Source organism: Agromyces binzhouensis (assembly GCF_004135055.1).
In the GTDB taxonomy this organism is placed as follows: domain Bacteria; phylum Actinomycetota; class Actinomycetes; order Actinomycetales; family Microbacteriaceae; genus Agromyces; species Agromyces binzhouensis.
In genome coordinates this window covers 1-3,667 of record NZ_SDPL01000323.1, presented here as the reverse complement: position 1 = coordinate 3,667, position 3,667 = coordinate 1, and the positions used below count along the sequence as shown (strand labels likewise).

Sequence of the window (3,667 nt, the reverse complement as noted above, 5' to 3'; positions counted from 1 at the left end):
GAGGCCGCCGAGGTCCGGGCGACCGCGAAGCGCGAGGCGGCGGCGGTCGTCGCCGAGGCCGAGCGCAAGGCCGCCGAGATGCTCGTCGCCGCCAACACCGAGGCGAACGAGGCGCGCGCCGCCGCGGCCGGCCTCCAGGAGGAGACGGAGCAGACCCGCGCCGAGGTCGCGGTCGAACTCGACCAGAAGCGTGCGGAGCTCGCCAAGGAGACCGAGCAGGCCCGCATCGACCTCGCGAAGGAGACCGAGCAGGCCCGCATCGACCTCGAGCGCGACTCCTCCGAAGCCCGTGCCGCGCTCGACGCGGAGATCGAGGAGCGTCGCGCCTCGCTCGAGCACGAGCTCGAGCAGGCGCGGACCGACCTCGACCGGGAGCTCGAGGCGGAGCGGACCAAGCTCGCGCAGGAGCGCGAGCAGGTCGGCGTCGACCTCGAGCGCGAGACCGAGACCGCGCGCCTCAAGCTGCAGCACGAGCTGGACCGCATTCGCGCCAAGCACGCTGCGGAGCTCGAGCAGATGCGCGCCGACCTCGCCCTCGAGCAGGAGCAGGCCCGCGCCGACTTCGAGGCCGAGGCGGAGCAGGCCCGGATCGACCTCGACAACCAGCTGACCTCGATGAAGAAGAAGACCACGCACGAGGTCGACCGGATGCGTCGCGAAATCGAGCGCGCCCGCATGGACCTCGAGGCGGAACTCGCCACCAAGCGCGACGAGGCCGAGCAGGAGCTGCTCACGGCGCAGCAGGAGGCCGCCGGGCAGACGAAGAAGTTCCTCGAGGACGCCAACGCCGAGCTCGCCGAGGCGATCGCCCGCACCGCGGAGGCGCGCGCCGAGGCCGAGCGCCTCGAGACCGAGGCACGGACCGAGATCGCGGACGCCCGCGACAAGGCCGACGAGGAGGCGCGCGAGCGCGTCGCCGCGGCGCACTCCCAGGCCCGCAAGCTCATCGCCGACGCCGAGGAGCGCACGCGCGCCCTCGTGGCGGACGCCGAGGACCGCCTCGCCCAGATTAGGATCGAGCGAGACGCCGTCGCCGGCTACTTCGAGAGCCTCCGCGGCGTGCTCACCCAGGCAGAGCAGGTGGCGAACAAGTAACGCGAGACGAGGGAGCGCGGGGATTTGAAGATCCAGAACGCGTTCCGCATCGCGCTCGTCGGCACGCTCGGCGTCGGCACGGGTCTCGTGATCCTGTCCGCCGTGTCGAGCCTGTCGACGATCCTCACCTACATCGGAGCAGCACTGTTCCTGGCCCTCGGCCTCGAGCCCGCCGTGAGCGGGCTCGAGCGCCGGGGGCTTCCGCGTTGGGCCGCCATCCTGCTCGTCATCGCAGGAGTCGCGGCGGTCGTCGCCGCACTGCTCATCGCGGTGATCCCGATCATCGTCGACCAGGTCGCCGAACTGGTCGTGCAGATCCCGGCGATCATCGCGCAGATCAACCGCGTCGACTGGATCGCCTGGCTGCAGGAGCAGTTCCCGCTGCTGCTGATCGAGGAGATCAGCGAACAGGCGGGGGCGGCGCTCACCGACTTCTTCACCAACCCGAACCGACTGAGCGAGCTGCTCGGCGGCGTGTGGGCGGTCGCGATCGCGATCGGGGGCGGAGTGTTCGCCGTCATCGTCGTCGCGGTCCTCACGATCTACTTCACCGCGTCGCTCGACGCGATGAAGCGGGCGACGTACCAGCTCATCCCCGCGTCGCGGCGCGCACGGTTCGCCGACCTGACCGAGCAGATCACCCAGTCCGTCGGACGATACGTCATCGGGCAGGTCTCGCTCGCGGCCGTCAACGGGTTCCTGAGCTTCACGTTCCTCTCGATCATCCGCGCGCCCTTCCCAGCGGTGCTCGCGTTCATCGCGTTCCTGTTCTCGCTGGTCCCGCTCGTCGGCACGCTCACGGGATCGGTGATCATCGTGCTGCTCTGCCTGATCCCGGGCCTCGGGTCACCGCTCACGGCGCTCGTCGCCGCCATCTACTACCTGATCTACATGCAGCTCGAGGCGTACGTGCTCTCTCCGCGCATCATGAGCCGCGCGGTGAAGGTGCCGGGGGCGCTCGTGGTGGTCGCCGCACTCGCGGGCGGCGCGCTGCTCGGCATCCTCGGGGCGCTCGTGGCGATCCCCATCGCCGCAGCGATCCTGCTCATCATCAAGCAGGTCGTGATCCCGCGCCAGAACGAACGCTGAGGCGGCTCAGCCCGCCCGAGGCGTCGTCGCCGCGTCGCCGATCACGCGTCAGGCGTCAGGCGTCGGGCGTCGTCACGGATGCCGCGGGCCACTGCGTCGGCAGCGGGGACGCCGCAGGGTTCACGGCACGCACGATCTCCTCCAGCACGCGCCGCGTCTGGGACTCCCCCACCCACAGGTGCTTGCCGCCCTCGACGTCGATGCGCGTCAGGTTCGGCAGGCCGGCGAAGCGCTCGGCCGCCTCGGCCGGCTTGAGGAAGTCGTCGTGCTCGGGGATCAGCGCGACGACGGGGACCGGCGCCGACCGCCAGCGCGCGAGCTCCTCGTCGCTCGTGCGATGCAGCGGCGGCGAGAGCAGGATCGCACCGGCGATGCCGTGCTCGAGGCCGTACTTCAACGCGAGCTCGGTCCCGAACGACCACCCGACGAGCCAGGGGTTCGGCAGCCCGCGCTCGGCGACGAAGCGCATCGCGGCCGCGACGTCCGCCCTCTCGCTGACGCCGTGGCCGAACTCGCCCTCGCTCGTGCCGCGGACCGAACTGGTGCCGCGCGTGTTGAAGCGGAGCACCGCGAGGTCCGCGAGCGCGGGCAGGCGGGCTGCGGCCTTGCGCAGGATGTGCGAGTCCATGAAGCCGCCCGCGGTGGGCAGCGGATGCAGGGTCACGAGCGTCGCCACGGGCGCCCGGTCGAGCGGTGTCGCGAGCTCCCCGACGAGGCGGAGCCCGTCGTCGGTGCGCAGTTCGATCTCCTCGCGGTGCGCCGGCAGCAGGACTCCGGCGCGGATCTCGGTCATGGTGTCGTCGGTCACAGGGGTCCGATCCTCCAGCAGTGGGTGTGCCAGTGTCGGCGCGAGGCCAGGTCGGCTGCGTCGCCCAGCACTCCGTCGGCACGCCAGATGACGAGGTGCGCGACACCGGGGTCGATCTCGAGCCCGCAGCCCGGGCAGAGGTAGGCCTTCACCGCCTGCGCCTCCGACACGGGCTGCACGTTCCATTCACGCCCGGCACGCACCTCGGTGCGGCGCCAGCCGGCCGTCATGCGCGCGACATCGAGCTCGGGGTGCGGCTCACGCGCCTTCGCGGCGCGACCACGGGAGCGGTGCGAGCGGGCCATCGGTCCAGTCTACGGTCGGGGGCGGGGCGAGCGGGTCAGTACCAGCCGACGCTCTGCGAGTGCGCCCACGCGCCGCAGGGGGTGCCGTAGCGAGCCTGGATGTAGCCGAGGCCCCATTCGATCTGCGTGGCCGCGTTGGTCTCCCAGTCGGCTCCGGCGGTCGCCATCTTCGACCCCGGGAGGGCCTGGGGGATGCCGTAGGCCCCGCTCGAGGCGTTGTAGGCGTTCACGCGCCATCCGGATTCCTTGTTCCACAGCGCGACGAGGCAGTCGAACTCGGTCGTCGGCCAGCCGCGCGCGGCGACCGCCTGCGCGCCGTAGGCCTGCGCGCTGCCCGGGTCGGGGACCACCGCAGGCGGCGCCCAGCCCG

At 71.9% G+C, this 3,667-nt stretch carries 4 protein-coding genes and 1 pseudogene; 2 read left to right on the top strand and 3 right to left on the bottom strand.

Annotated features, from left to right (window positions below; translation table 11 throughout):
- Together ESO86_RS19025 and ESO86_RS13400 are read left to right on the top strand one after the other, a co-directional pair.
- Positions 1–1,095: pseudogene (locus ESO86_RS19025) on the top strand (hypothetical protein); the annotation flags it as partial.
- Positions 1,096–1,119: 24 nt separating this feature from the next.
- Entirely contained in the window at positions 1,120–2,184 is a 1,065-nt protein-coding gene (locus tag ESO86_RS13400) for an AI-2E family transporter (protein ID WP_129235465.1), read from the top strand.
- 55 nt (positions 2,185–2,239) lie between these two features.
- Here ESO86_RS13400 and ESO86_RS13395 read toward each other — a convergent pair whose 3' ends face one another.
- The 3 genes from ESO86_RS13395 to ESO86_RS13385 all read right to left on the bottom strand — a co-directional run.
- Positions 2,240–2,977 carry an alpha/beta hydrolase gene (locus tag ESO86_RS13395; protein WP_129235467.1) on the bottom strand — a complete coding sequence of 246 codons (738 nt, stop codon included), beginning with the start codon at positions 2,975–2,977 and terminating at the stop codon, positions 2,240–2,242.
- A gap of 11 nt (positions 2,978–2,988) precedes the next feature.
- Positions 2,989–3,297 carry a hypothetical protein gene (locus ESO86_RS13390; protein WP_207207135.1) on the bottom strand — a complete coding sequence of 103 codons (309 nt, stop codon included), beginning with the start codon at positions 3,295–3,297 and terminating at the stop codon, positions 2,989–2,991.
- Positions 3,298–3,332: 35 nt separating this feature from the next.
- The coding region (locus ESO86_RS13385; protein WP_479722785.1) for an aggregation-promoting factor C-terminal-like domain-containing protein at positions 3,333–3,667 on the bottom strand (335 nt) is incomplete at its 5' end.